General features: G+C 66.0%; 22 protein-coding genes and 1 pseudogene. 6 read left to right on the plus strand and 17 right to left on the minus strand.

Annotated features, from left to right (window positions below):
* Positions 1-244: 244 nt before the first annotated feature.
* From ligD to SREC43747_RS0110915, 5 genes are all read right to left on the minus strand, one after another.
* Positions 245-1,930 (minus strand): non-homologous end-joining DNA ligase, encoded by a 1,686-nt coding sequence (gene ligD, locus SREC43747_RS0110895; protein WP_029721280.1) that lies wholly within the window; start codon positions 1,928-1,930, stop codon positions 245-247.
* Between the two features lie 33 nt (positions 1,931-1,963).
* On the minus strand, positions 1,964-3,082 hold the full coding sequence (gene metX, locus SREC43747_RS0110900; RefSeq protein ID WP_051387942.1) for a homoserine O-acetyltransferase MetX: 1,119 nt from the start codon (positions 3,080-3,082) through the stop codon (positions 1,964-1,966).
* 53 nt (positions 3,083-3,135) lie between these two features.
* Positions 3,136-4,449: a bifunctional o-acetylhomoserine/o-acetylserine sulfhydrylase gene (locus tag SREC43747_RS0110905; protein ID WP_029721282.1), complete on the minus strand. Its 1,314-nt coding sequence runs from the start codon at positions 4,447-4,449 to the stop codon at positions 3,136-3,138.
* Positions 4,450-5,065: 616 nt separating this feature from the next.
* A complete protein-coding gene (locus SREC43747_RS0110910) occupies positions 5,066-6,184 on the minus strand; it encodes an acyl-CoA dehydrogenase family protein (protein WP_029721283.1) in 1,119 nt (372 codons plus the stop codon).
* Positions 6,169-7,095: an oxygenase MpaB family protein gene (locus SREC43747_RS0110915; protein WP_081722530.1), complete on the minus strand. Its 927-nt coding sequence runs from the start codon at positions 7,093-7,095 to the stop codon at positions 6,169-6,171. The genes SREC43747_RS0110910 and SREC43747_RS0110915 overlap by 16 nt, the downstream gene beginning before the upstream one ends.
* Before the next feature lie 200 nt (positions 7,096-7,295).
* On the opposite strand from SREC43747_RS0110915, the gene SREC43747_RS0110920 reads away from it, so the two are divergent.
* From SREC43747_RS0110920 to SREC43747_RS0110930, 3 genes are all read left to right on the plus strand, one after another.
* Positions 7,296-8,483, plus strand: a complete 1,188-nt coding sequence (locus SREC43747_RS0110920) for a TetR/AcrR family transcriptional regulator (protein ID WP_037331785.1) — start codon at positions 7,296-7,298, stop codon at positions 8,481-8,483.
* Between the two features lie 170 nt (positions 8,484-8,653).
* Positions 8,654-9,430, plus strand: a complete 777-nt coding sequence (locus SREC43747_RS0110925; RefSeq protein WP_029721286.1) for an oxygenase MpaB family protein — start codon at positions 8,654-8,656, stop codon at positions 9,428-9,430.
* A gap of 57 nt (positions 9,431-9,487) precedes the next feature.
* Entirely contained in the window at positions 9,488-10,459 is a 972-nt protein-coding gene (locus SREC43747_RS0110930; RefSeq protein WP_029721287.1) for an NAD(P)H-dependent flavin oxidoreductase, read from the plus strand.
* A 300-nt stretch (positions 10,460-10,759) separates the two neighbouring features.
* On the opposite strand, the gene SREC43747_RS0110935 is transcribed toward SREC43747_RS0110930, so the two are convergent.
* The 10 genes and pseudogenes from SREC43747_RS0110935 to SREC43747_RS0110975 form a co-directional block, all read right to left on the minus strand.
* Positions 10,760-11,377, minus strand: coding sequence for an Rv1363c family protein (locus tag SREC43747_RS0110935; RefSeq protein WP_152528388.1), 618 nt, complete (start codon positions 11,375-11,377; stop codon positions 10,760-10,762).
* Positions 11,377-12,561, minus strand: coding sequence for an MlaD family protein (locus SREC43747_RS0110940; protein ID WP_029721289.1), 1,185 nt, complete (start codon positions 12,559-12,561; stop codon positions 11,377-11,379). Before SREC43747_RS0110940 ends, SREC43747_RS0110935 begins: the two co-directional genes overlap by 1 nt.
* Entirely contained in the window at positions 12,558-13,580 is a 1,023-nt protein-coding gene (locus SREC43747_RS0110945) for an MCE family protein (RefSeq protein WP_029721290.1), read from the minus strand. The genes SREC43747_RS0110940 and SREC43747_RS0110945 overlap by 4 nt, the downstream gene beginning before the upstream one ends.
* Positions 13,577-14,656, minus strand: a complete 1,080-nt coding sequence (locus tag SREC43747_RS0110950) for an MCE family protein (protein ID WP_029721291.1) — start codon at positions 14,654-14,656, stop codon at positions 13,577-13,579. Before SREC43747_RS0110950 ends, SREC43747_RS0110945 begins: the two co-directional genes overlap by 4 nt.
* Positions 14,653-15,648, minus strand: coding sequence for an MCE family protein (locus SREC43747_RS0110955; RefSeq protein WP_029721292.1), 996 nt, complete (start codon positions 15,646-15,648; stop codon positions 14,653-14,655). Before SREC43747_RS0110955 ends, SREC43747_RS0110950 begins: the two co-directional genes overlap by 4 nt.
* Positions 15,645-16,304 carry an MCE family protein gene (locus SREC43747_RS19755; protein WP_051387946.1) on the minus strand — a complete coding sequence of 220 codons (660 nt, stop codon included), beginning with the start codon at positions 16,302-16,304 and terminating at the stop codon, positions 15,645-15,647. Before SREC43747_RS19755 ends, SREC43747_RS0110955 begins: the two co-directional genes overlap by 4 nt.
* Before the next feature lie 67 nt (positions 16,305-16,371).
* Positions 16,372-16,644 (minus strand): annotated as a pseudogene (locus SREC43747_RS21945) (MlaD family protein); the annotation flags it as partial.
* A complete protein-coding gene (locus SREC43747_RS0110965) occupies positions 16,641-17,849 on the minus strand; it encodes an MCE family protein (protein ID WP_051387947.1) in 1,209 nt (402 codons plus the stop codon). The gene SREC43747_RS0110965 and the pseudogene SREC43747_RS21945, both read right to left, overlap by 4 nt.
* Positions 17,846-18,700 carry an ABC transporter permease gene (locus SREC43747_RS0110970; RefSeq protein WP_037331786.1) on the minus strand — a complete coding sequence of 285 codons (855 nt, stop codon included), beginning with the start codon at positions 18,698-18,700 and terminating at the stop codon, positions 17,846-17,848. The genes SREC43747_RS0110965 and SREC43747_RS0110970 overlap by 4 nt, the downstream gene beginning before the upstream one ends.
* A complete protein-coding gene (locus SREC43747_RS0110975) occupies positions 18,700-19,479 on the minus strand; it encodes an MlaE family ABC transporter permease (RefSeq protein WP_236623139.1) in 780 nt (259 codons plus the stop codon). Before SREC43747_RS0110975 ends, SREC43747_RS0110970 begins: the two co-directional genes overlap by 1 nt.
* 127 nt (positions 19,480-19,606) lie before the next feature.
* Between SREC43747_RS0110975 and SREC43747_RS20255 the strand changes: the two genes are divergently transcribed.
* Positions 19,607-20,218: a TetR/AcrR family transcriptional regulator gene (locus tag SREC43747_RS20255; protein WP_051387948.1), complete on the plus strand. Its 612-nt coding sequence runs from the start codon at positions 19,607-19,609 to the stop codon at positions 20,216-20,218.
* 158 nt (positions 20,219-20,376) lie between these two features.
* Here SREC43747_RS20255 and SREC43747_RS0110985 read toward each other — a convergent pair whose 3' ends face one another.
* A complete protein-coding gene (locus SREC43747_RS0110985) occupies positions 20,377-22,203 on the minus strand; it encodes an AMP-dependent synthetase/ligase (RefSeq protein WP_029721297.1) in 1,827 nt (608 codons plus the stop codon).
* A gap of 639 nt (positions 22,204-22,842) precedes the next feature.
* On the opposite strand from SREC43747_RS0110985, the gene SREC43747_RS0110990 reads away from it, so the two are divergent.
* Positions 22,843-24,027, plus strand: a complete 1,185-nt coding sequence (locus SREC43747_RS0110990; RefSeq protein WP_029721298.1) for a cytochrome P450 — start codon at positions 22,843-22,845, stop codon at positions 24,025-24,027.
* A gap of 47 nt (positions 24,028-24,074) precedes the next feature.
* Here the strand turns inward: SREC43747_RS0110990 and SREC43747_RS0110995 are convergent, their stop codons facing one another.
* On the minus strand, positions 24,075-25,250 hold the full coding sequence (locus SREC43747_RS0110995; RefSeq protein ID WP_029721299.1) for a 4-hydroxybenzoate 3-monooxygenase: 1,176 nt from the start codon (positions 25,248-25,250) through the stop codon (positions 24,075-24,077).
* A gap of 402 nt (positions 25,251-25,652) precedes the next feature.
* Between SREC43747_RS0110995 and SREC43747_RS0111000 the strand changes: the two genes are divergently transcribed.
* Positions 25,653-26,804 carry an efflux RND transporter periplasmic adaptor subunit gene (locus SREC43747_RS0111000; RefSeq protein ID WP_037331787.1) on the plus strand — a complete coding sequence of 384 codons (1,152 nt, stop codon included), beginning with the start codon at positions 25,653-25,655 and terminating at the stop codon, positions 26,802-26,804.
* Positions 26,805-26,868: the final 64 nt, after the last annotated feature.

Genomic DNA, 26,868 nt, shown 5'->3' on the forward strand with positions numbered 1-26,868 from the left:
CATGCCGATCGTGTAGTGGGCGTCCGGCCCCTTGCAGGCCTGCGTCGGGTCCTGGGCGTGGACCTGACCGCTGCTGTTGATGACGTAGACGCTGTTGTGCGGTTTGTTCCCGCGGCTGAGGCTGCTTCGAAGACGATTCCTGCTGTGCCACTGGCCCCGACCAAGGTTTCCAAACCTGTCCTGACTCGCTCATTTTGGCCTCGTCGAGGGCGGATGGCATGCAGACGGCGCCCCGGCGGGAGGGTCAGTGCGGCTCGGGCAGTTCCTGCTCCACCCCCAAGAGCGCGGCGAACGGGTCACCGGCGCTTTCCAGCCGGGCGAAGACGTCCCGGATCGTCCAGCGGTCGGGGGCGAGCTGCGGATCTTCCAGCTCGTCCCACTCGATCGGCACGGACACCGGCGCTCCCGGTTGCGGCCGAACGCTGTAAGGAGCGACGAGCGTCTTGTTGATGACGTTCTGCGTGTAGTCCAGTCTGGCGAGCCCGCGCCGCTGCTTCTTCTCCCAGGCCCAGCTGACCAGATCCGGAACCGCATCGCCGATGGCGCGGGAGACCTCCTGCACCCATGACCGGGTCTGTTCGAACGTGTACTTGGGTTCGATGGGCACCCAGATCTGGATCCCGCCCTTCCCGGTCACCTTGGGGCGCGCGATCACCCCGAGGTGCTCCAGCGCGGTCCGGTGCAGTCGGGCCAGGGTCAGCACGTCGTCGAACGAGGTCTTGCTGCCCGGGTCGATGTCGAAGAGCGCCCACGTCGGGTTGTGCACGTCGGGGACGCGGGAGATCCACGGGTGCAGTTCGACGGCGCCGTAGTTGGCCAGCCAGGCCAGAGCGGGCACGCTGTCCGGCACCAGGTACCACTGGCTCTCCCCGGGGTCTGCCTCGGAGTGGTGCCAGCGGCGCAACCAGTCCGGCGCGTAGGAGGGGATCTCCTTGTGCCAGAACCCCTTCTGCTCGACCCCGTTGGGGAAGCGGTGCATGTTCAACGGGCGCTCGCTGAGATAAGGGAGCATCACCGGGGCCACCCGGGTGTAGTAGCGGATCAGCTCCCGCTTGGTGATGCCGGGGGCGTCACCGCCCCCGGGGAACAGCACCTTGTCCAGGTTGGTCACCCGGAGTTGTTGCCCGGCCAACTGCCAGGTTCCCTTGGCGGACATCTGGTCGAGGGCGGCGAGTTCTTCCTCGGTCGGTTCCGGCCAGCTCTGCCGGGCCGATGCGGTTGTGGCCTTCTTCGACTTCTTCGCGGCGGGCTTGCGGCCTCGCCCGGAGCTCTCCGCGCGGGGGAGCGGCACTTCGGCTTGGTCCGCTGGCCGGTCGCCGTGCCACACCGCTTCCGGTTCGGCGGCGACTTCCTCGTTGGTGCGGTCGCTCTTCACCGAGCGGGGGTGCTCCTCCGGGTTCCAGCCGGGGCGGGCGTGCTCGTCGTCCTTGTGCAGCAGCAGCCAATTGCTCTTGCCGGAGTCGTCCTGGCCGCGCCGCACCAGCACGAAACGACCGGTCAACTTCTGGCCGTGCAGGTCGAAGTGCAGGTTGCCCGACTCCACTGCCCCCATCGGGTCGTCGGTGTCCACCGCTTCCCAGGTTCCCCGGTCCCACACGATGACATCGCCGCCGCCGTACTCCCCGCGCGGGATGATCCCCTCGAAATCGCCGTACTCGATGGGGTGGTCTTCCACCTGGATCGCCATCCGCCGGCTCTTCGGGTCCAGCGTCGGCCCTTTGGGCACTGCCCAGCTCACCAGCACACCGTCGATCTCCAGGCGCAGGTCGTAGTGCTGGCGGCGAGCCCGGTGGCGTTGCACGACGAAGAGCCGGCCGCTCGTCCGCCCGGAGGTGCCGGCCGGCTCTTCGGTGCGGGAGAAGTCCCGCTTGGCCCGGTAGGTGCGCAACCGATCGGATTTCCGCCGTGACTTCGCTTGGCCCACGGTCATCAGGTACCCGGAACGGCGGAATCGAATCTTCCGTCAGGCTGGTATCGCCGCCCCGCTGCTTCCGATCGCGGGCAGCAGGTCCTGGCAGAGCTTGCCGACCTGTTCGATCTCGGTGAGGAAACCGTCGTGCCCGTTGGCGGAGTGGATGACCCGCGCGGGAGCCGCCCCCGGGATCAGTTCGGCGAGCTGCTGCTGCTCCGCGAGCGGGAACAAGCGGTCGGTGTCTACCCCGGCGACGATCGTCCGCGCTTGGATGCGCCCCAGCGCGGCAGCCAGCCCACCTCGGCCGCGGCCCACGTCGTGGGAGGACATCGCCCGGACCAAGGTCACGTAGCTGGCCGGGTCGAAGCGTTCCACCAGCTTCGCCGCCTGGTGATCCAAGTAGGATTCCACGGCGTACCGGCCGCCGTACCACGGGTGCTCAGCTGTTTGGTGGTCGGCGGCGAAGCGGTCTTGCAGCTCCTGCGGACTGCGGTAGGTGATGTGCGCTATTCGCCGGGCCAGCCCCAGGCCAGCAGCGGGGCCGGTGCTCTCCGGGTGTTCGAGGTAGCGCCCGTCCAGCCAGGCCGCGTCGTTGACGATGGCCTGTACTTGGGTGGCGGACCAGGCGAGCTGTTCTGCCGAGGAAACAGCGGAACAGCTCAGCAGCAGCAGGTTCTTGACCCGCTCGGGGTAGATGATGGCCCACTCCATGGCTCGCATGCCTCCGAAGGAGCCACCGAGCACTGCTGCCCATTGCCGGATGCCGAGCGCGTCGGCGAGCTCCTGCTCGGCGCGAACGGTGTCCCGGACGGTCACCATGGGGAAGCGACCACCCCAGGGCTTGCCGTCCGGGGCGCGGTCGAGCGGTCCGGTGCTGCCCTGGCAGCCGCCGATGGCGTTCGGTGCGACCACGAACCAGTGGTTCGTGTCCAGCGCCCGTCCCGGGCCGACCAAGCCGTCCCACCAACCGGGGCTGGGATGCCCCTCTTGCGCCGGTCCGGCCACGTGGCTGTCCCCGGTCAAGGCGTGCAGCACCAGAACGGCGTTGCTGCCGTCGCTGTTGAGCTCGCCCCAGGTCTCGTACGCCAGGCGAACCTCGGGGAGGGTTTCACCGGATTCCAAGGCCAGCGGCTGGCGGAGGTGCAGCCATTTGCGGCGCCCCGCGGGCATCCCTTCCCGCCAGCCGCCGCAGCCGGGAAGGGATGCCGGGGAGTGCTGCTGTCTCACTTTTCCTGAGCTGCCTTGGCCGCTCGGAAGCCGGCGTTGAGATCCGCCTTGAGGTCCTCCACGTCCTCGATCCCGACGGCGAGCCGGACCAGGCCCGGGGTCACGCCGGTGAGCAGCTGCTCTTCCGGGGTGAGCTGGCTGTGGGTGGTGCTCGCCGGGTGGGCGATCAGGCTGCGCACGTCACCGATGTTCACCAGGTGGCTGAACAGCTCGACACCTTCGACGAAGGCCCGACCCGCCTCGACTCCGCCGCGCAGTTCGAAGGACACGACCGCGCCGGCACCGCGGGGGAGGTACTTCTGCGCCAGCGAGTTCCACGGGCTGCTGGGCAGGCCGGCGTAGTGCACCGCTTCCACCTCGTCCCGCTCGCTGAGCCATTCGGCGAGCGCCTGGGCGTTCTGGGTGTGCTTCTGCATGCGCAGCGAGAGGGTCTCCAGGCCTTGCAGCAGCAGGAACGCGTTGAACGGGGAGATGGCGGGACCCATGTCCCGGAGCCCCTGAACCCGCAGCTTCACCGCGAACGCGCCCGGGCCGAGGGCTTCCCAGTAGCGCAGGCCGTGGTAGCTCGGGTCCGGCTCGACGAAACCGGGGAAGCGGTCACCGTGCGCGCCGAAGTCGAAGGTGCCGCCGTCGACCACGATGCCGCCGATCGTCGTGCCGTGACCACCGAGGTACTTGGTGGCCGAGTGGAGGACGATGTCGGCGCCGTGTTCGATGGGCCGCAGGAGGTAGGGCGTGGTGACCGTGTTGTCCACCGCGAGGGGCACACCCGCCGCGTGCGCCACGTCGGCGACGGCGCGGACGTCGAGCACGTCGGAACGCGGGTTGCCCAGGGACTCGCCGTAGAAGAGCTTGGTGTTCGGTCGAACTGCTGCCTTCCACTCCTCCAGGTCACCGGGGTTTTCGACGAAGGTCACCTCGATGCCGAGCTTGGGCAGCGTGTGCCGGAACAGGTTGTAGGTCCCGCCGTACAACGACGAGCTGGTGACGATGTGGTCGCCGGACCCCGCGAGGGTGAGGACGGTCAGCGTCTGGGCGGCCTGCCCTGAGGACAGCGCGACCGCGGCGACCCCGCCTTCCAGAGCCGCCACCCGCTGCTCCAGGACGTCCTGCGTCGGGTTGTTGATCCGGGTGTAGATGTTGCCCGTTTCGCTGAGGTTGAACAGGTTCTCCGCGTGCTGGGTGTCGCGGAAGACGTAGGAGGTGGTCTGGTAGATCGGCACCGCGCGGGCACCAGTGGTCGGGTCGGGGGTCGCTCCGGCGTGCACTTGCAGGGTGTCGAAGGACCAGCCAGTGGCGTCAGCGCTCAATTCTGCTCCTTGGAAGGCGGTATCCGGGGCGTGGGAAAGAAGGTCCTCAGCGGTGGTTGGTGCGCAGGTGGAGGAGGAGTGCCTGGTGGCAGGCCGCGCTGGGGGCCTGGATGCATTCGGCACGACAGCGCACCATCGCAGAGATCACGTCTCGGAGCGTAAGTAGCACGCATTGAAACAACAAGGATTGCTCATTCTTTGGGAGATGCTTAAGCAAAAAGGGTAATTTTGACTCTTTTCCCTAAAGGTGATCATCGATTCATGATAAAATGTATGCTTTTTGTCTACTTTTATTCGATGTGGTCGGTGCTGGAGCGCACCGCCGCAGCGAGCCACCTGCTGATCGGCGCGCCAGGGGCGTCTCGGACCGATTGCACCTGAAGGCCGGGGGCCCGGGCGTGCGGTTGTCCGCCTGGAGCAATTCCCGACTGGCGAGCTGACCGTCCAGCGGCAGTGGCTCCGGTGAGGGCGCTCGACCCGCAGTGGTCCGATCGGTGGCGCACGACGTCCGGTGGGGCTGGCAACGCCACCCACCAGGGGGAATGCCGAGCAGGTCGGCAGTTCGACGCAGTCGAAGGCTGCCCGGGCCGGACCTGCTCCCCGACGTCAGCGGGAACTACAGTCCGTAGCTCTTGCCGATGATGTCGCGCTGTATTTCGCTCGTCCCACCGTAGACCGTGGAGACCACGGTGGAGCGCAGGACCGCTTCCATGCCGTATTCAGTGGCATAACCGTAGCCGCCCATCATCTGCATGCCTTCCAAGGCGACGTGCTTCGCCAGTTCGGTGCACTTCAACTTCGCCATGGAGGCTTCCCGGGGGAACATCTTGTCCGGGTTCTCGTCAATGGTCCGTGCGACGTCCGCCACCAGCAGGCGGGCGCACTCCAGCTCGGTCGCCATGTCGGCGATCCGGTGCCGGAGGGCCTGGAAAGAACCGATCGGGCGACCGAACTGCTCGCGCTGCTTGACGTAGGTGACGGTGTCGTCGAAAGCCCGTTGGGCGGTGCCGAGCATGTTGGCCGCGAGAATCATCCGCTCCAGGTTCAACCCGGCCATGAGCTGCTTCCACCCATGGCCGACCTCACCCACCACGGCGCTGTCCGGGACGAAGCAGTCGGTGAAGAAGAGGTCGTTCACTTCCTTCCCGCCCATCGTGTCGATGCCGCGGATCTCCAGGCCGTCGATGTTGGTCGGCACCATGAACTGGGTGAGTCCGTCGTGCTTCCCACCATCGGTCGAAGTCCGGGCGATGAGCAGGATGTGGTCGGCGATGTGCGCATTGGAGCACCAGGTCTTCTGCCCGTTGATCAAGTACCCGCCCGGTCTGCGCTCCGCCCGGCAGCTCAGCGCACCGACATCGGACCCGGCCCCGGGCTCGGACATGGAGATCGACTCCACCCTGCCCTGGACCACGCCGGTCAGCACCGCCTGCTTCTGCTCTTCGGTGCCGAAGCGTTCGTAGGCGGCTGCGGAGATGATCGTGGTGGCGAATCCGCTGATGGGAGCCTTCCAATAGGCGGTGGTCTCCAGGAACAGGCGCAACTCGGTCATGCCCAGACCGCTGCCGCCGTACTTCTCCGGCAGGGAGATCCCAAGCCAGCCCAGATCGGCCATCTTGCGGTAGAGCTCCTGGTCGTGGTGGACGCCAGGAGTACCGGTACCGACTTCGCGCCGGCAGAACTGGGTGACCGCATCCACCAAATCCTGCTGCTCACTGGTCAGCGCACGCGCCATGACCTGCTCCTTCCCGGTGTCCGGTAGCGCTTCCACGAGTTCTGCGCGACTGATGAGGGGGTACGAGGGGCTTTGCTGCGACGGTCGCGGAGCATGGCGACGTACGCCAGCGGGGCGTATCGCAGCGGCTCGGGCAGGACGCGCATCGCCGCGCGCACCAGTGCGGCGAACCGTTCGAAACGACGCTGGTCGGTGCTGCTCCAGCGAAGCCCCAACCGCTCGCGCAGTGGGGCGGGCAGTGTTGCCGCGGTGGTCATCAGGACGAGACGGGCGAGCGGCCGCATCAGCAATTGCCACAGTGGACTGGGAATCCACCGCGCCGGCTTCGGAGGGCGCGAAAGGCTTTCGAGGACATCGGCGGTCGACTGGTTCGCTTCCAGCTCCCGCTCGACCACCTCCCAGAACCACCGCTGCGCGTCGGACCAGGTGGCGGGCATCTGGTGGTCCTTGAGCCGCAGTGCTTTGCCGATCTCCCGGAACTCCTGCCACATCTGCTCGGCCTCGGCTTCGCTCAGCGGACGGTAGAACCACCTGGCGGTGTCCGCCACGTATTGGGCCAAGGTCAGGTGGACCCAGGCGTACGCATCGGGGTGGAGCGCGTGGTAGCGGCGGCCGGCTCCGTCGACGCCCTTGATGCTCCGGTGCACTTCCCGCAGGCGAGCTCCTTCGGCGTGCGGTCCGCCCTGCATTCCGTAGACGAACCGCATGGTGGAGATGTGGGGGCGCAGCGCCCTTTTCCACGGGTGCTGCTTGAAATTCGAATGGTGCAATACGCCCGCTCCGACCACGGGATGAGCGACTTGCAGCAGAAGACCTGTTCCGGCGACGAAGAAACCCGGTAGCAGAGCGAAGTGGCGCCAAGTTGCGGAATCCGCTCCTGGAAGTCGCGGTTCTGTTCTCGTGGTGTCCACTGTGGGCCTCCACGGCGAAGCGTTGGCGGAGGATCTGCAACGACGGACTGCGGTGAAGTGGGAACTGTCGCTGGGTGAACCGTGCGAATCTCGATTAACAATGGAGCCGGCTGTTCCGTTCTGTCAAGGTGTTCCGGTGGCGAACTTCGCGAGAAAAGGGCGAGTAGAGTAGCCAGCCGGTTTGGAGAGGAGGGGCTGTCATGCCGACCTCGGAAGCTCGACCGGCCCGACGGCGTTCGAGCGAACGGCAGGAGCAGATCGCTGCCGTAGCAGCTGAATTGTTCTGCGAACGCGGATACCACCGCGTTGGGCTGGGGGAAATAGCTGCTGCCGTGGGAATCACCGGACCGGCGATCTACCGCCATTTTCCGAGCAAGCAAGCGGTGCTGGCCTACGCCGTTCGGCGATTCGCCGATGCGCTGGTGGAGTGCGCCGAGCGAGCGACGGCATCCCAAGGCGGTCCAGCGGAAGAATTGGACGAGGTGCTCCGCTCGGTGATACGTCTCGTCGTCCAGCGGCGCAAAAGCGTGCGGCTCTACCAGTGGGAATGGCGGAACTTGCCGGTCGGCGACCGCGCCGTGCTCGGCAAATCGATCCGTGCTCTGCTGTCGACGGTGGCTGATCTGCTGGGTCGGGTTCGGCCGGACTTGTCGCGGCAGAGCACGCGACTGCTGGCGTTCGCCGCGCTCAGCGGAGTGGCCAGCTGGTCCACGCACCGGACGACGCTGGCCGATCGGGCGGCCGAACGCGGATTGCGCTCACTGGCAGACGTCGTGTTGGCCGCCTCGCCTCCCGATGAGCAGCAGCGATCACGAGAACAGCCGCAGGTGCCGGTGTACTCCCAGCTGAGCAGGCGGGAAGAGCTCATCGCAGCGGCCCTTCCGCTGTTCCGGAAACGCGGTTTCCACGCCGTGAGCATGGAAGAAGTCGGCGCAGCAGCGGGGATCAACGCCTCCGCGGTCTACCGGCACTTCACGTCCAAGGCCGATCTGCTCGCGGCGATCTACTACCGGGCTGCGGAACGGCTCACCGACATCACCAACCAAGCGCTGGCCGGCGTGACCGATGCCGAAACCGCGCTTGAGCACGTGGTGGACGCGTATGCGAGCTTCGCCTTCGACAACAGCGACCTGGCAACCGTGTACCTGTCGGAGAACGGCAACCTGCCCGCTCCGGACCGGCACGCGCTGCGCCGCGCGCAGCGCGACTACGTCCGAGGGTGGAGCCGGCTGGTCGCCGACGTGCGCCCGGGATGCTCGCGCGGCTACGTGCAGCTGCTGGTGCACGGCGCCATCAATCTCCTCAACGACCTGGCGATGGAGGGTGGCCGGCTGGGAAATCGGACCCAGGCCGCTTTTCTGGCGGTTCAGGTGTTGCGCAACGCCTAGCGCAAGCCATCCGGTGAATTCCGCTTCGCCCAGTTGGCACTTGGCGAACAGGCTTTTCGGCTGCTTGATCGTTTGAAGATCCCCTGCTCGCCCGATCAGACCTTCCCGCTAAGTTAATCCGTATTTACACTGCTTCCATGTCCGAAAGACCTCGCGACTGCGCCGTGGAAATGCACCGGATCGTTCGTGAAGGGGCGGTTCTCGCCGGCGGGGCCCGCGCGATTCTGCTGCAAATAGCGAATCCGGGGGTTGGGGAGGGAGTGAGCCGGCACAGCGACTTCGCGTACCGCCCGCTGGACAGGCTGCGCACCACGCTCACCTACATCTTCTGCGTCACGTACGGGACGGAACGCGAAGTGGAGGTGATCACCAAACTGGTCACCCAGGCGCACGCGAAAGTGCGAGGTCCCGGGTACAACGCGCTCGACCCCGAGCTGCAGCTGTGGGTCGCGGCGACGCTCTACGACACGGCCACCCTGCTGTACGAGCGGATCTTCGGGCCGCTGGACGACGAAACAGCAGAACGGATATACCAGGAATACGCACTGCTGGGCACCGCTTTGCAAGTGCCACCTTCGTTGTGGCCGGCCGACCGGAAGGCTTTCCGCAAGTACTGGGACGAAATGGTGGCCACCGCTGAAGTCACCGACCACGCCCGAGCGGTGGCGCACGACCTGCTGCACAACAAGTCCGCTCCTCCCTGGTTGCGAGCGGCCTTGCCGTTCGTCCGATTCATCACCACGGGAATGCTTCCGCCGTCTTTGCGCTGCGAATACGGACTGTCGTGGGACGAACGCAAACAGCGACGGTACGACCTGCTGATGGACGGGGTCGCGCTCGTCTACCCCCGCCTCCCCATGGTGTTGCGGGAGCTGCCGAAGACCTACTACCTGCGGAAGATGCGCAAGTGGCTGGCCAGCGGTCGTCCCGCGATCGCAGCCGAGTAACCTCCAGGTGGTCGGCGGAGGTGGTAGCCGGCTGCTCGCAGCTACGGAAGGAGGGGCATGTTCAGAACGCAGTTCTGCGACCTGTTCGGCGTGGATTACCCGATCGTGCAAGGTGGTATGCAGTGGGTCGGCCGCGCCGAGCTGGTTTCCGCAGTGGCGAACGCTGGCGCCCTCGGCTTTCTGACCGCGCTCACCCAGCCCACTCCGGAGGAGTTGGCCAAGGAGATCCAGCGCTGCAAGGACATGACCGACAAGCCGTTCGGGGTGAACCTGACGATCCTGCCCACGATCACCCCACCGCCCTATGCCGAGTACAGGCAGGCGATCATCGAGTCCGGAGGGAAAATAGTGGAGACGGCCGGATCGAACCCGAAGGAGCACATACCGCACTTCAAGGAAGCCGGCATCAAGGTCATCCACAAGTGCACCAGCGTCCGGCACGCGGTGAAGGCGCAGGAACTCGGAGTCGACGCGATCAGCATCGACGGTTTCGAATGCGCTGGACATCCCGGCGAGGACGACATCCCGGGCTTGGTGTTGATTCCGGCCGCTGTGGACAAGGTCGAGGTTCCAGTGGTGGCCTCGGGTGGTTTCGCTGATGGTCGAGGCCTGGTGGCCGCTCTCGCTTTGGGAGCGAGCGGCATCAACATGGGCACCCGGTTCTTGTGCACCGCTGAAGCGCCGGTGCACCAGCGCATCAAGGAACAGATCGTCGCGGCTTCCGAACTGGACACCGAGCTGATCTTCCGGCCGTTGCGGAACACCGCTCGGGTCGCCAGCAACCCGGTGAGCCGGAAAGTGGTGCAGATCCTCGCCGAGGGTGGTGAGTTCGCCGACGTGCGCGAACTGGTGGCCGGTTCCCGTGGGCGGAAGGTGTTCGAGGAAGGCGATCCGGACTTGGGCATCTGGAGCGTCGGGTTGGCGCAGGGAATCATCCACGACATCCCGACCGTCGAGGAACTCGTTTCCCGCATCATGAGGGAAGCGGAGGAGACGATCCAGCAGCGCCTCTCCGGTTTCGTCAGCTGACGGTTCAGCACGTCCGATGTGGTGGTGGCCGGTTCGTGGGCTCGTGCAGTGGGAGCAGCACGAGAATCCCCTCCCGAACACCTGGAAGGGCAGTCCGCGATGCCGGGAACGGGCTGCGGATCCACCGTTGTTCCCGGTCACCACGACATCGGCTGCCGGAACTCCCGGAGTCCAGTCGTCGGGAGTGGTGAGGCAATGCGAGCCTGCAGGGGGCGAAGCCCAGCAACTGGGGCTGTGATCGACCGACTGCGGTAGCGGGATCCGGCGGTGGGAGCGCCGGCCCGCTTCTCGCGTTCCCGGTCACAGCAGTTTGATGTCGGCGATCAGCCAGTGGTTGTTTTCCCGGGACAGGGTCATCTGCATCCTGGTTCGGTCGATCCGCGGCTCCGGCGAATTGACGTTCGTGATCTTCTGATCGACGAACAGCAGCACCACCGCGCGGTTTTCGTCCAGTTCCGCTATCCCCGCGGACAGGACTGATCCGTCGGACACCGCCTGCTGCTGTTCGATCAGCTCGGTCAGCGCGCTGCTGACGTGCTCGTACTGCTCGGCGAACTGCCCGGTCGAATTGTCGGTGACCGTGGTGAAGTTGTCGTCCAGTTTGCGGTAGTCGTAAGAAGCGAGGTCCGCCGCGTACTTCCGGGCGGCTTCGACGGCGGATCGTCGAAAAGCGTCCGACTGGTGCTGCCGGTAGAGCTGACTGCCGAGAACCGCTGTGCTCGCCAAGAGCAGTGCGATCGAAGTCCCGACCAGCACAGTCCGCCACGACGGTTTGCGCCGCACCCGTGAGGTGCCGTTTCCGGGACGCGCATCGGACGCCTCGTCCGCAGACCGCTCGGTGGTGGTCTCCCCTGGTTCTTTTCCCGTGACAGCGGAACCGGTGTCCTTTTCGGATGTGTGAACTGGCTCGTCAGCCATCATCGGACTCCATTCAGCTGCATCGTGTACCACATGCCAGGAGCACTGGTGGTGCCCACTCGGAAACCGGCGCTCGTGGCACCGGTCTGCGGGTCGTACGTCGTCGTGATCGGGCGAGGAGCGTTGGCGGCTCCGCGCTGCTGGAGGTTCGGCTCGTCCGCGGGGCAGTGCCAGTGCAAATCCGGTTCCCGCTCAGCGGTTTCGGTGGGCGGACGCCGCTCCGCCCCGGTGTAGCAGGCGGGGCCTTGCGTTCCGACGAGGTAGAAGTCCGCGGTGTCCCCGTGCACGATGCTGCTGACTTTGCGCAGTGCTTCCGGTAGCGCGATGATCAACTGCTCGACAGCCGGCCCGCGCATGCTGATTACCTGGCTGGTGGTGACGAGGTTGCCCAGCAGAGCGGTCACCGCCGGCTGGGCGTCCGCTGCCAGACGCGTCAGCTGGTCGGCCACTTCCGGGGCGGTGGTGGCCAGGGTGCGCAGCTGGGGTTCGTGGGCGCGCAGCTCGTCGGTGGTCTCCCGCAGCTTCTCCGCCACCGACCTGATCCGTTTGACCTGCTCGGCATCGGGGCCGGTGAGGACCTCCACTCGGTGCGCCATTTCCCGCGCCCGCGGAATCTCCGAGTTGGCCAGTTCCAACAGCTGGGGAGCGTTGTCGAGCAAACGGGCCAGTTCGGGCCCGGTTCCGTGGAATCCGGTGGCCAGCGCTTCTGCCGCAACGCTGATGTCCTCTTCGTGGAGGCTGTCGGAGAGCTGGGCGAACTCGGTCAGCACCGCGGTCAGCGGCAGCGGTGCTTCCGTCTTGTCCGCCTCGATCACGCTGCCGTCCCGCAGGTGAGGGGGAGCCTGGTCAGCTGGCTGCAGGTCGAGGTGCTGCAGGGCCAGCGGGGTGTCCATGCTGACCACCGCGCGGGTGCTGGCCGGAATGCGTTGCCGGGGGTCGATCTTCAACCGCAGGACCACCCCCTCCTGGTCGATCTCCGACCCGGCCACCTCGCCGACCGGCACTCCGCGGTAGGTGACCGGAGAGCCGGTGGCCATCCCACCGCTGTTGGGCATGCGGACGGTGACTTCGATCGGTCGGATGTCCTGCGGGCCCAGCACGTTGGTGGCGACGTAGTAAGCGCACCCCGCGCTGATCACCAAGAACAGCGCGATCTGCAGTACGGCCAGCGAGTTCTTCCTCATGGTTGCCCCAAGAGCTGTTCCAAGGGGTTCTCCCCGGGTGGCGGCATCGGAGTACCGGGAGCCAAGAGCTGCACGATCGTCCCGGGGACGTCGACCGTTCCGTTGAACAGGACGTAATCTCCCGGGGTCGCCCGTTGGAACAGGGCGGAGAACCGCTGCAGGTTGCTCAACGTGGCTTCCAGGTCTTCCGTGGTGCTGCGAAGCTCGGCCAGCGCCGGCCGCAGCTGCCGCACCTGGGTGCGCACGGAGCTGTCGAGCTGGTCGGCGAGTTGATCGGCAGCACCGGCCAGTCGTGAGGTGTTCCCCAGCAGAGCGGTGAACCGGTCGCGCTCCGCCAGCAGCATCTCCAGCAGCGGGGGAGTGCTGGTCAGAGCTCGTTCGATGGTCGGTTTTCCCGCGGCCAGTCGTTCGGACAGCGCGTGCACGTCGTCGATCACCTCGGTGATCTGGTCGCTTTGCGCCTCCAACGCCGCCAGGCCGCTTCGAAGTTGCTCCAGCAATTCGCGCAGTTGCTGGTCCCTGCCGTCGAACGCGTTGTTGAACTCGCTGATCACGGTGCGGGCTTGGTCCATCCCCGCACCGTTCACCACTGCTCCCAAAGCGGCCAAAGCGTCTTCCACATCGGGGCCCTTGCTGGTGTTCTCCAACCGTGCTCCGTCGGGGAGCGGAGGGCCCGGCTCCGCCGGAGGATGGAGCATGACGTACTCCTCGCCCAGCGCGGAGGTCAGTTCGATCCTGGCCGTGGTCCCCTCCGGGACCGCGGTGTCGTCGGTGATGGAAAGCTCCACGACGGCTTGGAAGTCGTGCACCTCGATGTCGGTGACGCGACCGACCACCTGGGCACCGAAGCGCACTTCGGCGCCCAGCGGAAGACGCCCCGCATCGCTGAATTCGGCGGTGAGGGTCTTGCCGGATTCGCCCATCAGGTGACCGACTTCGATGTCGTGCAGACTCGGCGTGCAGGCCGTCAACGGCAGCACGGCTGCGGCGATGGACAACGCCAGAGCTCTTCGTCTCATCGGCCTCCTCCGCTCTCGGCATTCATCCCGAGCGGATCGGGCAGCTCGGGCGGGAACGGGATCGGGTTGACCAGACCGGCGCCGTTGCACAGCGGTAGTGGGAATGCGGCGCAGATCTTCGCGGTGGTGGAGAACTGGTCGAGATTGGTGGATATGTCCAAGCGAAGGCGCATGCGCTCGTCCTCGGTGATGGTCCGGGAAACGTTGTCCAGCGCGAGCGGCAGCACGTCCAAGGTCTCGGTCAGCTCGTGCTGCCGGGCCAGCACCGCGTTGCTGACTTGGACGAGCTGTTGAACATCACCGGTGAGCTCCGCGCCGTGCTCGTTGACCAAGTCGTTGACTTCGACCAGCGCGGAGGAGAGGGAATCGATCACCTCCCCCAGTTCCTGCCGTTGTCCGTGGAGCTCGGCAGCGGCTTGTTCGGAAGCCGTGGTCAGCTCTTCGACCGTCCGCTGGTTCTCCTCCAGAATCCGCAGCAACTGGTCGATGTTGTCCAGCACCGCCGTGATGTCGTCCTTGTTGCGGACGACGAGATCGCTGGCTTGCGTGAGGCTGGCGATCGCGGATCGGATTTGCGGTCCTTTCCCGTCGAGCACCGTGCCGGTGGTGTGCAGCAGCTTGCCGAGGTCCTCGTCCGCCTGCTGCGGACCGAGCGCGTCCAACAGGGTTTGAAGGGATTTCGTCAACTGGTCCCAGCGGATGGGGGCGTGCGACCGCTCCAGGGGGATCACGGCGCCATCGGTCAGTTTTTCCCCGCCTTGGTAGGCGGGGCCGATTTCGACGTATCGATCGCTGATGACGGCCGGGCTGGTGATGTAGGCGTGCGCATCGGCGGGGATTTCCGTTTCCGGTGGCATGGTCATGGTCACCCGCACGAAAGCTCCCCGCGGTTGGACCGACTCGACAGTTCCCACGGGAACTCCCAGGATGGCGACCCGGTTGCCGGGGAAGATGCCGTCCGCGGCGACGAAGTCAGCGGAGATCCGCAGCACCGGATTCGGCCGCAACAGCGCGTACCAACCGGCGGTGAGCACGAGCGCGACCACTGCCGACCAGGTGACCAGTTTCTTCGTCATCGGCAGCCCTCCAGCAGTCCGACGACGCACAGGAGGTTGTCCGGAATCGGTCCGGCGGGCGCGGAAACGTCTCCCCACGGTCCGTTTCCGGTCGCGTTGGCGATGTAGCGGCTGGCAGGTCCCAGCTGGCGAATGGTTTCGTCGATGTGCTGCTCGTTGCGGGCGAGGAGGTCGCTGAGCGAGTGCAGCTCGGTGAGCACTTGGTCGATCTCGGCGCGGTTCTCCGTCCACAACCCGTTCAAGATGTCGGTGACGCGGATGATGTCGTCCTGCAACCTCCGGATGGTTTCTCGGCGCTGGTTCAGGACGTCCACCACCAGCTGGGTGTCCCCGAGCAGCTGGACGAGCGTTTCCTGCTGGTCGAGCAAGGAATTGGTGAGCGTGCGCGTTCCGGTCAGCAGCTGCTGCATCTGCTCACCGCGCGCGTTGATCACCTCGGACGCGGCGGTGATCCCGGAAAGGGCTTCGGAGATCAGTTGCGGATCGTCCGGAGTGGCATCGCTGAGCACCGAGAGCATCTGGCGCAACTTCCCGGTGTCGATGCTCTCCGCGGTGCCGGTGGTCTGTCTGCTGATCTGGTCCAGGTCGTAGGGGACCGAGGTGTTGCGCAGCGGGATGGTGTCCCCGGGGGACAGCGGTTCTTCCCCTTGGGGAGAGAGCTGGACGTACCGCGACCCCAGCACCGTCTTGATCTTGATCGCCGCTTTGCTGTCGACACCTAGTCGTTGGTGCTCGTCCAGCCGGAAGAGGACCTTGACCCGATCTCCGGCCAGTTGAACATCGGTGACCCGGCCGGCCGGAACCCCCGCCACGTGCACCGGGGTTCCGGTCGAGACCCCCGCCGCGTTGCGGAACTCCGCTGCGTATTCTTCGGTCCTGGCCAAGAAGGCGATGTGCGGGCTGAGCACCACTCCGAAGATCGCCAGCAGGGTCACCGCCACCGCCACCGCACCGGTGCGGAGGACGCGGTTCCGCAACGAGGAGCGGTTCATCGGCACACCTCCGAATGCGGACCACCGTTGAGATCGATCGGGTCCCCCGCCACGTGGATGCTCAAGTTGCAGATGTAGACGTTCATCCAGGACCCGTACTGGCCGGCGCGGTTCAAGGCGCGCACGAAGTTCGGGAAATCAGCGACGGTCTGCTCCAGGTGTTGCTGGTTCGCCGCCAGCGCGGCGCTCACGTCCCCGACGTTGGTGATGTCCTCGGACAGACCGGGTCCGAGTTCGGTCAGCAGGTCCGAGAGCGAACCGGCCAACGCGGCTCCGTTGTCCACGGACTGGGCGATGACTTGTTGCTGGTCAGCCGCGGTGGCGGCCAGTTCTCCGAGCCCGGCGACCAGGGCCTGCAGCTCGGCCTGGTGACCGTTGACGGTGTCGAGCATCTCGTTGAGGTTGGCCAGGGTGTCCGCGATGACCTGGTCCCGCTCGGTCAGCGCCGCGGTCAGCGCCACGATCCGGTGCAGCAGATCGCCGACGGTGGCGGAGTTTCCTTGGAACACCGCGATCAGCTGGTTGGCGAGGGTGTTGACCTCGTTCGGGTCGATGACCTCGAAGAGCGGTTTGAAACCGTTGAGCAGCGCGGTCAGGTCCAGGGCAGGACGAGTGCGCTCGGCCGGAATGGTGGCTCCGGGGGGGCAACGCGGCACCCCCGCCCCCCGGTTCGACGGCCAGGTACCGGTTGCCGAGTAGGTCGGCGTACCGGACCGACACCACGGCGTCACGCGGTACTTCCTGATCGGCCAGCACGCTGAAGGACACGCGCGCCCGTCCGTCGTGGAGGACCACATCGGTGACCTTGCCCACCCGGACGCCGGCGATGCGCACTTCGCTACCGGTCAGCACTCCGCTGGCGTCGGTGAAAACCGCGTGGTAGGTGTGCGTGTCACCGTTCTCCGGCCGGTTGATCGTGTTCACCACGACGACGCCGCAGAACAGCGAGATGACGGCGAAGAGGCCGAACTTGGCCAGCGTCGGGGCAAGCCTCATGGGACCACCACCTCGGAACCGCGGAGCATGGGCGCGAACATCACGCTGAGCAGGTCTGGGGACGCTTCTCCTGAGGGTGCTCCGGGAAGCAGCGGAGCGAGCTGTCGCAAGGTGCCCTTCTCCGCCTCGCTGCCTTCCGGCCCCAGCGCGGGGCTCTGCCCGGAGGGGCAGTTCGGTCCGGCCAGCCCCGGGTAGCGGGGACAGTCCTCCGGGTGGTACGGGTACGGCTGGTCGAGCGTCAAGGAGGCGCGGATCTTGAAGAATCCCGTGGCGAAAGCCCGGTTTCCGCTGTCCGCGAAGGCCTCCAAGCTGGCCTTGGCCGCGCTGATGGAGCCCGGGTGGTCGGCGATGATCTCGGAGAACGGCTCGGTGGCGCGCACCAGCTTGATCACTCGCTGCGCGTTCTGGTCCAGGAACGCCTCGGCTTGTTCGGTGAGTTCGAGCCCCGAAGTCAGCAGCCGGGACAGCTCCGCGCGATCGGCTGCTATTGACTCGGTGAGGCTCATCGTGTTGTCCAGGGCGGCGAGCAGCTCGGGGGAAGCGCTGCCCAGTTCGGTGGCCGTGGTGGATATGGTGGCCAGGTCTTGGCCGAGCGCGTCCAACGCGGGCCGGCTGGTTTCGGCCAGTTCGCTGGCTTGGTCGAGCACCTGGCGCAGTCGATCGCCGCGGCCGTGCACGGCTTCGGCCAGCGCGCTGAGCGCGGTTTGCAGTTTTGCCGGCTCCATGGAATCCAGCAGTTCGTAGAGCCGGAGGTACACCGAGTAGAGCTGCTGCGTCTGCACGGAGGTGTCCGGGGGCAGGTGAGCTCCCGGGGAGAGTTTCGCGCCGCGGTTCCCGCCGGCCGGAACTGCGAGGTCGATGTATTGGTCGCCGAACAGCGTCTTCGGCAGCAACCGGGCACGGGCCTGCGCGGGGATGGAGCTCAGGTGGCGGGACTCGACCCGGATGGCCAACCGGCTGCCTCGAGGAGATGTCTCGACTTCGATGACCTCGCCGACGCGCACGCCGCGGTACTGCACGGCCGCGTTCTGCGGCACCAGCCCCGCGGAGGCGGGTATGTCGGCGGTTATCACCGGATCGCGCTGGAAAGTCCCAGCTCCCTCCAGAACCACCAGGACGGTGGTGAGCAGCAGCACTGCGATGGTGACCGCTCCGCGCCGGAAGAGCTTCGGGCGCTCGGTGGTCGTCAACTGCAGCGTGCTCATAGGCCCAGTCCTGGCAGGCTCGGCTGCAATCCCCAGATCGAGATGGTGAGCAGCACGTCGGTGATGGTGATGGTGACGATGCTGGTCCGGAGCGCTCGTCCGGCAGCTTTGCCCACTCCCTCCGGACCACCGGTCGCGTGGAAACCGTACGCGCAGTGCACCAGGGTCACGAGCACCGCGAACACCGTGGCCTTCAGCAGTGAGTAGAAGACGTCCTGAGGGGTCAGCAGGAGTTGGAAGTAGTAGCTGTACGTCCCCTGCGAGTCACCGTTGATGGTGACGATGGCGACCTGGGTGGCGATGTAGGAAGCGAACAGGCCCACCAGGTACAGCGGGACGACCGAGATCAGCGCGGCGACCATCCGGGTGCTCACCAGGTAGGGCATGGAGCGCACTCCCATGGTTTCCAGCGCGTCGATTTCTTCGCCGATGCGCATGGCACCGAGTTGAGCGGTGAAGCCCGTGCCCACTTTCGCGGCGAGCGCGATGCTGGCGACGATGGGCGCCAATTCCCGGGTGTTGACCAGCGCTCCGAGCAATCCCGTCATCGGGGACAACCCGAGCAGGTGCAGACCCCGGTAACCTTCCAGGCCGACTTGCGTGCTGGCCACAAAGGACATGGCGAACACCACGCCGATCGTTCCGCCGCCGGCCAGCAGTGAGGCGGATCCGAAGCTGATCTCACCGATGAGCTTGGCGATGTTCTTCCGGTAGCGTCCGATGACGTACGGGATGGCCAGCAAAGCGCTGGCGTAGCAGGTGATGTGCAGGCCGAGCGTGGAAACGGTTTCGACGGCGCGCCGCAGCGAGCGCGGCAAGACGTGAGCGGCATCCTGGTGCGTCTGCGGCATCAGTATTCTCCTTGTGCCGGGACCAGGATGGGGTACAGCTCGCTGATGCAGGTGTTGGCGAAGAACACCAGCACGAAGGAGATGACCACGGCTTCGTTGACGGCATCAGCAACTCCACTCGGTCCGCCCTTGGCGTGCAGCCCTTTGAAACAGCAAGCCAGCGCGGCGAGCGTGGCGAAAGAAGCCGCTTTGACCATCGCGACCACGAAGTCGGAGATGCGCGAGTACTGGACGAAAGTGCTGAGGAAGGTCTCCGGAGTAGCTTCCAACGCGACGACCTGGAACAGGAACGTCGTGCCGATGCCGGCCAACATGACCAAGCACGCCATCAGCATCGTCACGCAGATGGCGGCGAAGATCCTCGGGACCACCAGCCTTTCCACGGTGGAGATTCCCATTGCTTCCATTGCTTCGGTTTCTTCCCGGATTTTGCGCGCTCCGAGGTCTGCGCACATGGCGGATCCCCCCACGCCGCTGATCATCAGGGCGCAGATGAGGGGAGCTGCCTGGCCGACGATGACGAAAGCGACGACCGCGCCGCCGTAACCTTCGGCGCCCAATTGGCCGGCCAGCGAGCCCACGTTGAGCGCGACCACCACCCCCAGGGGGATGGTGACCAGCAGGGCGGGAACGGTGGTCACCGAGGTCAGGAACCAAGCTTGTTCGGCGAGTTCCCGCCACCACGATTTCGAGGTCCGGAACAGGACGCGGAAGGAGGCGAGCACCGAATGAACGCTGAATTCCAACAGCATTCCGGCCTGCAGCAGGGCATCGCTCACTGGACCCCGTGCGGTGGACAACTCGTCCCGCATTCCGGGCCCCCTCTCCATCGAGACTGGCGGCTCGGCTGTGTAACAAGTGTTACGTAACATTCGTTACACACACAAGAGCTATTCGGAGGCGGGCGTGGCCAAACAGTTCCGGGACGAGCAGAACCGGCAGCGCATCATCGAATCGGCTTGGGAGTTGGTTGCTTCGGCCGGAGTACGCTCCGCCACCATGCGTGCGATCGGTGCCCGCGCCGGAGTGACGACCGGTTCGGTCACCCATTACTTCGACAGCAAAGACGCGGTCATGAGAGCCGTTCTGGAGTACAACAACCAGCGGGCGGCTCAGCGCACCGAATCAGCTGCGCGAGGGCTGCGCGGACTCGCCGCGGCCCGCAAACACGCGATGGCGTTGTTGCCGACCGGGAACGACGGCATGTCGATATGGCGGGTGTGGTTGGCCTTCTGGATGGAAGCCGGTCCTTCCCCTTCCGGCCTGAGTGGACTGTCCGGTGGTTGGGAGCAGTGGCGTGTTGCGCTGAGCAGAAGGCTGCGGGAAGCCGTCGAAGACGGTGAACTTCCCGCCGGCATGGATTTGCGCTACGAGTCGGACCGGATCGGTACGCTGATCGCCGGAATAGGGCTGGTTTACGGGGTTGCCACGCAGGCGGGCAGACCGCGGCTTTCCCCCCGAGCGCGCAAGATCCTCGACGACCACTTCACGGCGCTGGCCGCAACCGGTGAGGGATGAGGGAGGCTCAGGGAGCAGTCCGCAGCTAGCGCCCACGTTTCGGGTCAGATTCTCCGTTGTTCCCGCGAAGTCTCCCGCCAAGTGCTTCTCCCGGCGTGCAGCCAATGCGGATTGCACGCCGGAAGAAGCCTCGGTGAGCAGCGCGAAGATGCTGTCCCTCATTCCGCGTACAGCTGATCGATTTCCTCCCGGTACCGTTCGAGGATCACCTTGCGGCGCAGGCTGAGCTTCGGTGTCAGCTCCCCCGACTCTGGTGTCCAGACGCCTCGCACCACGTGGTACCGCTTGATCTGCTCCACGCGGGCCAGCTCGCTGTTGGCCCGGGCGACCGCTGCGTCCAGTTCCGCGCGGACCTGGGGGTGCGTGGCCAGCTCCGAGATGTCGGTGACCGGAATGCCGTGCGCTTCGGCCCAAGCCGGGGTGGTCTCTTCGTCCAGCACCAGCAGGGCGGTGATGTAGCGCCGCCCATCTCCGATGGCTGCTGCCTGACCGATCAGCGGATGCGCCCGCAGCAGTGATTCGATGCGGGTCGGGGCGATGTTCTTCCCGCCAGCGGTGATGATGATCTCCTTCTTCCGGTCGGTCACCGTCACCAGGCCGCGGCTGTCCACCGTCCCCATGTCCCCGGTGGGGAACCAGCCCTGCTCGTCGGTGGCGGGTTTGACCGTTCCGTCTTGCTGCAGGTAGCCGGAGAACACCACGGGCCCGCGGACCAGGAGCTCGCCGTCCTCGGCGGTTTTGACCTCCATGCCGGGCGCCGGCCGACCAACAGCACCGATGTTGAAGCAGTCGGGGATGCTGACGGTGGCAGCGCCAGTGGTCTCGCTGAGCCCCCAGACCTCGTAAACCGGAAGACCGATGCTGGCGAGGACTTCCAGCACTCCCGTGGGAATAGGGGCCGCTCCGCTGAAGTTCCGCACCGACCGGTCCAGTCCCAGCGAGGCCCTGATCGGCAGCAGCACGGTCTGGTCCAGTTGGGCGAACTCCTCGGCGATCTCGTCCGGAACCGGTCGTCCGGCAGCGCGCAGGCGGAAGACTTCCAGCGCGAGGTCGCGCGCTCTTCCGAGCACCTCGGCTTTTTCCGAGGGGATCGTTTCCAGCTGGGCTTGCACGCCGGCGGCGATCTTCTCCCAAACGCGGGGGACGCCGAAGAACCCGTGCGGGCGGACCGCCTGCAGGGTCGGGAGCAGTTGAGCTGGATCTGAGCAGATGGTGACGTGCCCCGCGTTGCAGATCGGCATGTATATGCCGAGCACTCGTTCGGCTATGTGCGCGAGCGGCAAGTAGGCGACCGAGCGCGGGTGCTCTGGCACCGGGATCAGGTAGTTCTGCATCAGCGATTCGTAGATCACGTTCCGGTGGGAGAGCACCACTCCTTTCGGAGTGCCGGTGGTCCCGGACGTGTACACGACGGTGACCGGGTCGCTGCTCTTGGCTTCAGCGGTGAGCCTGTCGAAGGTCGAGGCGAACGTGGGGTGCTCACCTCCGCCGCGCAACTCGGAATAGCTGACGAACCTGATGTCCCCGGGCGGGATGATGCTCTCGTCGAGCACCACGAAAGCCCGCACGGAGGTCAGTTCGTCGATCACCGGCGCCCACCGCTTGAACTGCTCAATGCCTTCGAGCACCACGACGGTCGCATTGCTGTGCTCAGCGATGTGGCGGATCTGCGAAGTGCTGAGGGTGTCGTAGACCGTGCAGGGCAATGCCCCCAGATGGGTGGCCGCGAGGTCGACGATCCAATGCTCGGGGCGCTTGGACATCATGATGAGCATTCGGTCGCCTTTGTCGAGGCCGACGGACCGAAGTCCCTGCGTGAGCGCAGCTACTTCGTTGCGCAGCTGCTGCCAGCTCAAAGTTGTTGCGGTCGGGCCGATCCCACTGGTGAGTGCTGGTTTGTCCGGATGTTCCTGAGCATTGCGCTGCAGCAGCTGCGGAATTGTCAATCCATCAACCGCGGCGCGCACTTTCTCGGCCGTTGTCATGGCCTGTTCCCTTCTTCGCGAACTCCGGCCACAGATGCGAATCAGGCTGTAGGTGCGCTGTCCCCCTGTCAATAGGCCGATGGTTTGGCGACCAAGATCAGACTCGATTTCGGTGAACGCGATTTTCCCTGGGAAAAGCAATTTCCTTGGGAATTCAAGATCGCACCGGTTTGTCCGTTCGTGGTGGTCGGCGCTAGTTCAATAACGTTTGTTGTGTACGGACGCCGTCCCGGGGAACGACCGCGGAGCGGGGAAGGCGGTGCGAAGCCGTTCCGCGCTCGAGCGCTCCAGCTTCCTGGTGCAGGTCCGCCACCGGTGTGCGGTGGATTCGCTCTGGCAGTTCCGCGGTTTGGCGAACCCGCACCAGCGGTTGCGCTGTCCTCACGACCGCGTCGTGAGGGCGGGATTGTTGCGAAGACGGCAGTTGCGTCCGATATGTCTGCCTGGAACCGCCCGCGCTGCGATGCGCCGGGCAGCTCGACACGACCGCGGGGAACCGTTCGGCCCGCCAGCGAACTTGATCAACTTTTCACTACGAAGTTTCCCCACCGTCTGGGCCGCGTTCCGCTCAACTGCTAGAAGGTTAACTGGTTGATCACGAGCGCGCAGCGTCGTACCGAGGTGGAAAGGACACCCCTAGTGGCGACGGACCAGAAGAACGCACGCAAGATCGAGCGATCGGACACCGGTTCCGGCTGCCCTGTGCACCGACGGGCGGACGGCGTGTGGGAAATCCGCAGCTTCGCCGCCGCGCGCGCGGTCTTGCGCAGTCAGGACACCGTCCAGGCGGGTTTGGGGGTGGAAACGGTCGACAAGATGCCGGCGAGCATCCGCCGTCCTGTGCTCTACCGAGACGGTCCCGAGCACCGGGAGGACCGACGGCAGACGGCGCGCTTCTTCACCCCGAAGCGGGTCGCCGAGCACTACCTGCCGATCATGCACCGCGTGGCCGACGAGCAGATCGAAAAGCTCCGCAAGGCGGGGGAAGCCGAGCTGTCCGAGCTGAGCTTCCACTTGGCCATCGAGGTCGCCTCGGCGGTCATCGGGTTGACGGAGAGCAGGCCCGGCCTGCGGCAGCGCCTCGAGCGGTTCTTCCCGGATGAGTTCGGCCGGCCCGGCTTCACCAGCCTCCACGGGTTGTACTGGGTGTACCGGCAGGTCACCAATTGGCTCGGCATTTACTTGTCCGACGTCCGACCGGCGATCCGCGCCCGTCGTCGGCAGCGGCGTGACGACGTGATCTCGCACCTGCTGGACGAGGGGTGCACGGCAGCGGAGATCCTGGGCGAGTGCATCACGTTCGCCGCCGCAGGCATGGTGACCACCAGGGAATTCGTCGTTGCGGCCGCATGGCACCTGTTCACCGACGAGGAACTGCAGGCGCGCTACCGGGAAGCAGAAGAACCGGAGCGGCATGCCGTCCTGCAGGAGATCCTCCGGCTGGAACCGGTCGTGGGCAATCTGCGGCGGCGGACCACGGCCCCGGTCGAGATCCCGGACGGTGATCAGGAGGTGAAGATCCCCGCCGGGGAGGAAGTGGACATCGTGGTCAGCGCGACCAACACCGACGAAACCGCGGTCGGGCAGGACCCGCTGTTGGTGTGCCCCGGGCGTTCCCTCGCCAAGGGGGCGACCCCTCCGGTGCTGTCGTTCGGGGACGGGCCGCACAAGTGCCCGGGAGCGCACATTGCGATCGCCGAAACGGACGTGTTCCTCAGCAAGCTCTTCGCGATCCCCGGGGTTCGGATGAAGAAGCCGCCGCGCGTGTCGTTCAACGAGGCGATCAGCGGCTACGAATTGCGCGACTTCGTGGTCGCCGTTTGAGCGCGTGGCTGCGGGGCGCCAGCCAGGTCTGGCGCCCCGCAGGGGGCTCAGAGCTCCAGCGGAAGGCCGACGTAGTTCTCCGCGAGCAGTCGACGTCCGGCCGCTGAACTCGTGATGACGTCGAGCTCGGCCAACTGGCGCTTCCGGTCGAAACCGCTGCTCTCCGGCATCCGGTGCAGCATCGACGTCATCCACCAGGAGAAGTGCTGCGCCCGCCAGACCCGGCGCAGCGCGGTGTCGGTGTAGGAGTCCAGCAGCTGGGTGTCGCCGCGCTCGAAGCAACGGGCGAAGGCCTTGGCCAGCACGTAGACGTCGGCGATGGCCAGATTCATCCCCTTGGCCCCGGTCGGGGGAACGGTGTGCGCGGCGTCCCCGGCGAGGAACAGCCTCCCGTGCTGCATGGGTTCGCACACGTAGCTGCGGAACGGCAGCACCGACTTGGAGAAGATCCGGCCTTCCTCGATCGTCACGTCTTCGCCGGAAACCCGGGTGTGCAGCTCTTCCCAGATCCGGTCGTCCGGCCAGTCGTCGACTTCGTCGTCGGGATCGACCTGCAAATAGAGCCGTTGAACCGTGGGAGTGCGGGTGCTGATCAGCGCGAACCCGTTCTCGTGGTTGGCGTAGATCAGCTCGTCCGAGGACGGGGGTGCCTCGACGAGGATGCCGAACCAAGCGAACGGGTACTGCCGGAACAGGTCCTGACGGACCTCGCCGGCCGGGATCAACGTCCGGGTGGTGCTGCGCGACCCGTCGCAGCCGGCGACGAAAGCGCATTCCAGGGTCTCGGTGCGTCCCTCGTGGGAGAAGCTGATCACCGGCTTGTCCGTGGTCAGGCCCTCGACTCGCACATCGGTGACTCCGAAGCGCAGGTCACCGCCGTCTTCCACTCTGCGGGCGATGAGGTCTTTGAGCACTTCGTGTTGCGGGTAGAGGGTGACGGCTCGGCCGGTCAGCTCGGTGAAGTCGATGCGATGGCCGCGTCCGTTGTAGCGGATTTCGATTCCTTCGTGCACCTGGCCGATCCGCTTGACGCGCTCACCGACCCCGGTTTCGGTCATGAGATCGACTGTGCTCTGCTCCAACACCCCGGCCCGGATGGTGCCTTCGATGTCTTCGCGGGTGCGGGTGTCGATGACGACCGAGTCGATGCCGTTCAGGTGTAGCAGGTGGGACAGCATGAGACCGGCGGGGCCCGCCCCCACGATACCGACCTGGGTCTGCATAGAGGTTCCTTTCCGCTCGCACCGCTGACCGCGACGGGGCTCCCGTGCGCCCGGTACAACTGGACATGCACCTTGCGCTGCCCGGCCAGCCTTGTGGAAATCAGTCTTTCCGCTGAGCGGGAAGAAGCTCGTCGCAGTTGTCCAGTACAGACCGGTGAGGCGCGTTGCGCGCTCGTGCGACCGGCAGTCACCTGATCACCGCATCGGAGGATCAGCCGGGGAGGGGCAGGGCGTGGGCAGCTGTTGAGTTCTGGCTGCTGGTGGGCGCTTTGGCGGGGTGGCGTTGCCGTGGTGCCCCACCGGCCAGCGGTTTCTTCAGTTGCGTGATCGCCCGGGGCAGGTAGCCTGCCGGATGCAGCAGCCGCTTGCTGTCTCGTTGACTACCGTCCACAGGGGAATCGCATGGCTCGGTTCGGGCGCAGAGGACGGATCATCAGCGCTGTGGTGATCGCAGCCGTGCTCGCGGCTGCGAGCGCAGTGATCCTGGTGACCCTCCTGGCACCACCGCCGGACAGGCTGTTCAAAGTCGGTTTCGGCACCGTCACGCTGAGCGCCTCCGCCTCGGGAAGGTTGCAATGCGCACGGTACGCGGCCCCTGACTTCAGTTCGGAAGGGACGGTCACGGAGATCCACGTGAAGGTCGGGGACACCGTTGAAGAGGGGCAGAAGCTGGCTGAACTGGACTCGCGGGAAGCGGAGAGCAAACTGGCCGTGGCGCAGGCCGAGTACGAGGCGGCCAAAGCCGCACTGGAAGTCGCCCGGCAACGGCTGGCCGAGGCCGAGGAGAGGGACGAGGACGTGCTGTCGGCGACCGCTGAGCTGCAGCAGCAGGAGGCCCTCCTCGCGCAGAAGAACACCGCGGTCAGCGCCGCTCGGCAGGAGCTGGCGAGCACCGAGCTGATCGCGCCGATATCCGGCACCGTCACCGCGGTGCACTACAACATCGGTGATCGCGTGCAGTTGCAGCAGCCGCGCGCGCAAGGGGTGACCGACTGCAGCGTGCACGACCAGGCCAGCGGCTTCCTGGAGATAGCCGACCTCTCCTCGATGCACGTGGTGGGGATGTTCTCCGAGGCGGACATCGCCAAGATCGAACTCGACCAGAGCGCGGAGATCACTTTCGACGCGCTCCCCGACATGGAGCCGGTGCCAGCCCGGGTCACCGGCATAGCTCCGACGGTGACCGTTTCCGGAGGAAGTCGCTACTACGAAGTGGAGCTGCAGCCGGAGCACCTCCCGGAAAAGCTGAAACCTGGGCAGAGCGTCGACATCGAGGTGCTCGTCGCGAAGGTCGACGACGTGCTGAGAGTGCCCAACGAAGCACTCCACGGCAGCGGCGCGAACAGCAGTTTGACCGTCCTCCAGGACGGCGAACGGCGCCAGGTCCGGGTGGACACCGGAGTGCGGGGGGACGCCTACACCGAGATCATCGCCGGTATCGCCCCGGGCAGCATCGTGGTGCTTCCGGAGCGGAAGGACACCCCGCCCACGCAGCGGGCCTCCCACCAGTGCACCAGGACCGGCCTGGGATTCGGTGCAGAAGTTTGCGAGTGAAGCCCTTGGGCACTCAGCTGGTAGCGGGGCTGGACGGTCCCGATCCGCTAGGCCAGAAAGGATG

This window comes from Saccharopolyspora rectivirgula DSM 43747 (assembly GCF_000497205.1).
In the GTDB taxonomy this organism is placed as follows: domain Bacteria; phylum Actinomycetota; class Actinomycetes; order Mycobacteriales; family Pseudonocardiaceae; genus Saccharopolyspora; species Saccharopolyspora rectivirgula.

Excerpts from the sequence above, each read along its gene's own strand:
- ligD (WP_029721280.1), bottom strand. The coding sequence starts at position 1,930 with ATGACCGTGGGCCAAGCGAAGTCACGGCGGAAATCCGATCGGTTGCGC.
- metX (WP_051387942.1), bottom strand. The coding sequence starts at position 3,082 with ATGCCCGCGGGGCGCCGCAAATGGCTGCACCTCCGCCAGCCGCTGGCC.
- SREC43747_RS0110910 (WP_029721283.1), bottom strand. The coding sequence starts at position 6,184 with ATGGCGCGTGCGCTGACCAGTGAGCAGCAGGATTTGGTGGATGCGGTC.
- SREC43747_RS0110920 (WP_037331785.1), top strand. The coding sequence starts at position 7,296 with ATGCCGACCTCGGAAGCTCGACCGGCCCGACGGCGTTCGAGCGAACGG.
- SREC43747_RS0110925 (WP_029721286.1), top strand. The coding sequence starts at position 8,654 with ATGCACCGGATCGTTCGTGAAGGGGCGGTTCTCGCCGGCGGGGCCCGC.
- SREC43747_RS0110930 (WP_029721287.1), top strand. The coding sequence starts at position 9,488 with ATGTTCAGAACGCAGTTCTGCGACCTGTTCGGCGTGGATTACCCGATC.
- SREC43747_RS0110935 (WP_152528388.1), bottom strand. The coding sequence starts at position 11,377 with ATGGCTGACGAGCCAGTTCACACATCCGAAAAGGACACCGGTTCCGCT.
- SREC43747_RS0110940 (WP_029721289.1), bottom strand. The coding sequence starts at position 12,561 with ATGAGGAAGAACTCGCTGGCCGTACTGCAGATCGCGCTGTTCTTGGTG.
- SREC43747_RS0110945 (WP_029721290.1), bottom strand. The coding sequence starts at position 13,580 with ATGAGACGAAGAGCTCTGGCGTTGTCCATCGCCGCAGCCGTGCTGCCG.
- SREC43747_RS0110950 (WP_029721291.1), bottom strand. The coding sequence starts at position 14,656 with ATGACGAAGAAACTGGTCACCTGGTCGGCAGTGGTCGCGCTCGTGCTC.
- SREC43747_RS0110955 (WP_029721292.1), bottom strand. The coding sequence starts at position 15,648 with ATGAACCGCTCCTCGTTGCGGAACCGCGTCCTCCGCACCGGTGCGGTG.
- SREC43747_RS0110965 (WP_051387947.1), bottom strand. The coding sequence starts at position 17,849 with ATGAGCACGCTGCAGTTGACGACCACCGAGCGCCCGAAGCTCTTCCGG.
- SREC43747_RS0110970 (WP_037331786.1), bottom strand. The coding sequence starts at position 18,700 with ATGCCGCAGACGCACCAGGATGCCGCTCACGTCTTGCCGCGCTCGCTG.
- SREC43747_RS0110985 (WP_029721297.1), bottom strand. The coding sequence starts at position 22,203 with ATGACAACGGCCGAGAAAGTGCGCGCCGCGGTTGATGGATTGACAATT.
- SREC43747_RS0110995 (WP_029721299.1), bottom strand. The coding sequence starts at position 25,250 with ATGCAGACCCAGGTCGGTATCGTGGGGGCGGGCCCCGCCGGTCTCATG.
- SREC43747_RS0111000 (WP_037331787.1), top strand. The coding sequence starts at position 25,653 with ATGGCTCGGTTCGGGCGCAGAGGACGGATCATCAGCGCTGTGGTGATC.